Below are 4,481 nucleotides of genomic sequence, written 5' to 3'. Positions count from 1 at the left end.
ATTTATAATCTTGTAAAAACTATTAAATCAATCTTTATCTTCAAAAAGAATTGAAACAGCCTCAGATATCAATTTTACAGTTCCCTTCACACCATATTTAGCTACATCAATCATAAGATGTTTTTCTTCCCTGTCTCCTCTATTATATCCAGTTACATATTTATAATAATTATGTCTTTGTTTATCTACCCTTTTAATCATTTTTTCTGCACTTACTCTATCTAATTGATATGCATCAGAAATATGACTAATCCTTGCTTCAAGAGGTGCATATAAGAAAATGTTTATTACATTTGGATACTCTCGCAATATATAGTCTGAACAACGTCCAAGCATTATACATGAATCTTTTTTATCTGCAAGATCTCGTATTACCTGCACTTGTGCTTGAATTGCCTGCTCAGAATAAAATTTAGTTGATGATCCATAAACAAATTCTTTAAATAATTTGTTTATGCGGCTATCCATCATTTCATCTGCTTCTTTTAAAATATCTGAATTTAATCCTGATCTTTGAGCTGCCATACTTACCAGTTCTTTATCATACAGAGTAATACACAATTCACTTGCAAGCTGTCTGCTGATTTCTCGAGCTCCACAACCAAATTCTCTGCTTATAGTAATAATATATTTTTTCATTTTTAATCCCCTCACTTTATGATTCATAATCATCTTCTTATTCTATTTAATTTTCGTTCAATTGCCTTTACAATCATTGATAATGGGAGACAAATTACTAGATATACTCCTGCTAAAATTGTATATGATTCTATAGTAAGAAATGTTTGTGAAGTATATGACTTTGTTATCATAAGAAATTCTTGTACTGTAACATATGCCATTAAAGAAGTATCTTTTACCATCATGACAAAGTAATTTCCAAATACAGGAATACTGTTTTTAAATGCTTGAGGTATAACAATACGATAGATTGCTTGACGTTTTGAAAATCCTAATGCAAGTGCAGCTTCAATTTGACCATTGTCAATAGAGATAATTGCTGAACGAATTACTTCTGAGAGGTATGTTCCATGATTAATTGCTAAACCTGCAATACCGGCTACTGTTGCAGACATATTGCATTTGTATGATGGTATTCCACAAAAATAAGCAATAATTTCAATAATAAGCGGAATAACATAAAAAATATATACCAACTGAACCATTAAAGGTGTGCCCCTAATAATTTCCTGAAAAACTACAACAATACTTGAAATAATTTTATATTTAGATATTCTTCCAAGTGCTAAAATAAATCCTATTACAATTGCCAATAGAAAGGCTACTATGGTTACTATTACAACAGTTTTCATGGCATCGCCCATAAGCTTGGGCAGCAATTCATGAATTGCTCTGCTAAAATCTAATTTATTAAATACATCCATAAAACATCTCTTCCCTTCATTTGTTTAATACACGAGATAAAAACATCTTTGTTCTATCATTTTTAGGATTATTGAAGATTTCTTTTGGTGTATTATCTTCAACTATATATCCACCATCCATAAAAATAACCCTATCTGCAACATCTCTTGCAAATCCCATTTCATGTGTTACTATTACCATAGTCATTCCATCTTCTGCTAATTTTCTCATAACATTCAAAACTTCTCCAACTAATTCTGGATCAAGTGCAGATGTGGGTTCATCAAATAACATCATTTCAGGATTCATGGCTAATGCTCTTGCAATTGCTACTCTCTGCTGCTGTCCTCCAGATAAAGTAGTAGGATATACATCTGCTTTATCAGCCAGCCCAACTTTCTCTAATAATTCCATAGCTTGCTCTGTTGCATCCTTTTTTGCTCTTTTTAATAAATGAATTGGCGCATATGTAATATTTTTCAATACAGTCATCATAGGGAACAAATTAAATCTTTGAAAACACATTCCTACATGTCGGCGATATTCCATAACATTAAACTTAGGCTGTAAAATATCTTTTTCATGATAATAAATAGAACCTCCAGTTGGTATTTCTAATAAATTAAGACATCTTAAAAATGTACTTTTTCCAGAACCAGAAGGTCCAATCAATACCAAAACTTCTCCTTCTTCAATAGATACATTAATATCTTTTAATACCTGCAAATCTCCAAAACTCTTCTGTAAATTCTTAATTTCCAATAAAGCCATAATGCTCCCCCTCCCTGTATAATCTAAATTGAATCATACATTTTATCCTTAATTTAAAATTTTAATCAGTAATTTCCTTGAAAATTTAATAGCAAATCCTTAAAGAAAGGATGATGTAATGAGAACCTGTACTCCATCACCATTTCTTTAAGAAATTTATTTATTAAAGCATGTTCTGACTATTCTTCCTTAGTATTCATATCATGCTTGCAATTATCATTAGTAACTAAATGTCTTGCAGGATCTAATCCATTATCTTTAAGTACTTTTTCCACAAAGCCTTCATCTCTTAAATCTTTCATAACATTATTGATTTCTTTCATAAATGGGATATTTTTAAATGATACAGATGGTGCAATCTTTCCAATTTCACTTTCATCAGTTTTATAGTTTGGAGCCATTTTTAAGCCTTTTAAAGTATCTGGTTCATTCTTCATAATACTTTCTACAACAGATTCATCTGTTAAAAATGCATCTATCTTGTGATTTTGAATTGCAACAATAGCTTCTGATTGATCACCAACTGCCTTTGCTTCTTTAATTGAACCACTTTCTGCCCATTTTTCACAATCCTTTTGGAATGTTGTTCCTGCAGTATACCCAACTACTGTACTGTTAGGATCAAAATCTTCTGCTCCATTAATAGGACTTTCTTCTGGAACAAGTAATGTACCTCCTTGTACATACCATAAATCTCCGTAATAAATTAGTTTAGCTCTTTCTTCCCTTATACATAAACAATCACAAATAATATCAATATTATCTGAATTTAGATTTACAATTAACTCAGAAAATGGTATTAACTTCATTTCAACTTTTTTGATTCCAAGTCTCTTTGCAACTTCCTTAATGATTTCTGCATCTACGCCTGTAAATTCGCCTGTTTTTTCATCAATATAAGCAAATGGAGCATCTCCTGAACTACCAACTACTAAAGTTCCATTTTCTCTGAGCTTTTGTAATTCTTCACTTGGTTTTCCATCTACACAATAAGAATTATCATATTCTGTTGCCGTTGTATCTGTATCACTTTGTGATGATGTTGTTGCAGTGCTATTACCGCACCCCATCATTGAAACAGTTGTCATAATAAGCATTGCACTTAAAAAGCTCAATATATTTCTTTTATGTTTTCTTGTTTTTATCATATTTACCCCTCCATTTAAATCTAATTATTGTAAAAAAATAAAATGCAGAAAAGTAATAGAACTTTCTGCACCATTGCACTCACATATTCTTTATTATATTTAATCTAATTCAATAACTTATCTCATTAATTTCTACACAACTTACGAATGGCTTCAAAACAAACTTCTGAATTTTCATATATTTCATCCAGTGAGCAGAATTCATCATTTGCATGTGCCTGTTCAGCATTTCCAGGCCCTAAAATGATACATTTTGCATCAGAATGATTACCCAAAATCCCTGCATCACTCCATCCTTTAAAATATGTAGGTTCTACATTCTTCTTTAAAACATTGGATAATATATCCTGCATTGTAGTTACGAATTTATCATTAACATCTAAACTATATGGAGCATTTACCATTGATGCTCGAAGTTCAACCAGTGGCCTGAATTCAAATTTACAGCCATATTTTTCTGCTGCTATTTTAGCACATTCTATTACTTCATTATGTACTGATTCTAGACTTTCTTGTGGCAGCCAGCGGCGATCTAATTGAACTGAACATAAATCGGGAACAATATTAGGATCATTTCCTCCTTCAATTTTACCAACACATACAGAGCCTCTGCCTAATTCTTTATCAAATCTTGAATCAATAATAGGTTCTAACTTCTCTTGGATAATTTGGTTAAAATACGATGCGGCATAAATTGCATTTTTTCCTTCTTTTGGCGTACTTCCATGACAGGAACGACCTATCATTTTTACTTCCATCCATTCAAACCCTTTATGTCTAGTACATAAATCCATGCCAGTAGGTTCAGAAATCAATACATATTCTGGATTGAACCCGTTTTTGACCAAATGCTCTGTTCCACGCGAACACTCTTCTTCATCTATGACTCCTGCAAACATTACAGTATCATCTAGTTTTATTCCTGATCTTTTAATTGCTATTATAGCAGCTATAAAACTTGCAATTCCTCCCTTCATATCGCAAGAACCTCTTCCAAAAATACTGCCATTTTTAATAAACGGTTTATACGCATCATAATCCATATTAAATCCTGGAACAGTATCCACATGTCCATTCAACATTAATTTAGGTTTTTTAGTAAATTCACCACCTAAAAATGCATATACATTTGGTCTTTTAGGCAATACATAATCTAATTGAACTGGTATTTTTTCATTCTTTAAAATTTCTTCAATA

The 4,481-nt window shown here is 31.4% G+C and carries 5 protein-coding genes; all 5 read right to left on the bottom strand.

What is annotated here, in order from left to right:
- Positions 1 to 27: 27 nt before the first annotated feature.
- Positions 28 to 639: an AAA family ATPase gene (locus tag Q0F58_RS17455; protein WP_294379143.1), complete on the bottom strand. Its 612-nt coding sequence runs from the start codon at positions 637 to 639 to the stop codon at positions 28 to 30.
- Positions 640 to 668: 29 nt separating this feature from the next.
- Positions 669 to 1,385 (bottom strand): amino acid ABC transporter permease, encoded by a 717-nt coding sequence (locus Q0F58_RS17450; RefSeq protein ID WP_294379142.1) that lies wholly within the window; start codon positions 1,383 to 1,385, stop codon positions 669 to 671.
- Between the two features lie 16 nt (positions 1,386 to 1,401).
- The gene (locus Q0F58_RS17445) at positions 1,402 to 2,136 is read right to left on the bottom strand and encodes an amino acid ABC transporter ATP-binding protein (protein WP_294379141.1); all 735 of its coding nucleotides are present in this window, start codon (positions 2,134 to 2,136) and stop codon (positions 1,402 to 1,404) included.
- A gap of 179 nt (positions 2,137 to 2,315) precedes the next feature.
- Positions 2,316 to 3,284 carry an ABC transporter substrate-binding protein gene (locus tag Q0F58_RS17440; protein WP_294379140.1) on the bottom strand — a complete coding sequence of 323 codons (969 nt, stop codon included), beginning with the start codon at positions 3,282 to 3,284 and terminating at the stop codon, positions 2,316 to 2,318.
- A gap of 125 nt (positions 3,285 to 3,409) precedes the next feature.
- Positions 3,410 to 4,481: M20 family metallopeptidase (locus Q0F58_RS17435; protein ID WP_294379139.1), on the bottom strand; the 1,072-nt coding region annotated here is incomplete at its 5' end.

Source organism: uncultured Clostridium sp., from assembly GCF_934754915.1.
Taxonomy (GTDB): Bacteria; Bacillota; Clostridia; order Clostridiales; family Clostridiaceae; genus Clostridium.
This window is presented reverse-complemented; position numbering and strand designations above follow the sequence as displayed.

Bases quoted from the DNA above. Each gene is read 5' to 3' on its own strand.
- Q0F58_RS17455 (WP_294379143.1), bottom strand. From the start codon at position 639: ATGAAAAAATATATTATTACTATAAGCAGAGAATTTGGTTGTGGAGCT.
- Q0F58_RS17450 (WP_294379142.1), bottom strand. From the start codon at position 1,385: ATGGATGTATTTAATAAATTAGATTTTAGCAGAGCAATTCATGAATTG.
- Q0F58_RS17445 (WP_294379141.1), bottom strand. From the start codon at position 2,136: ATGGCTTTATTGGAAATTAAGAATTTACAGAAGAGTTTTGGAGATTTG.
- Q0F58_RS17440 (WP_294379140.1), bottom strand. From the start codon at position 3,284: ATGATAAAAACAAGAAAACATAAAAGAAATATATTGAGCTTTTTAAGT.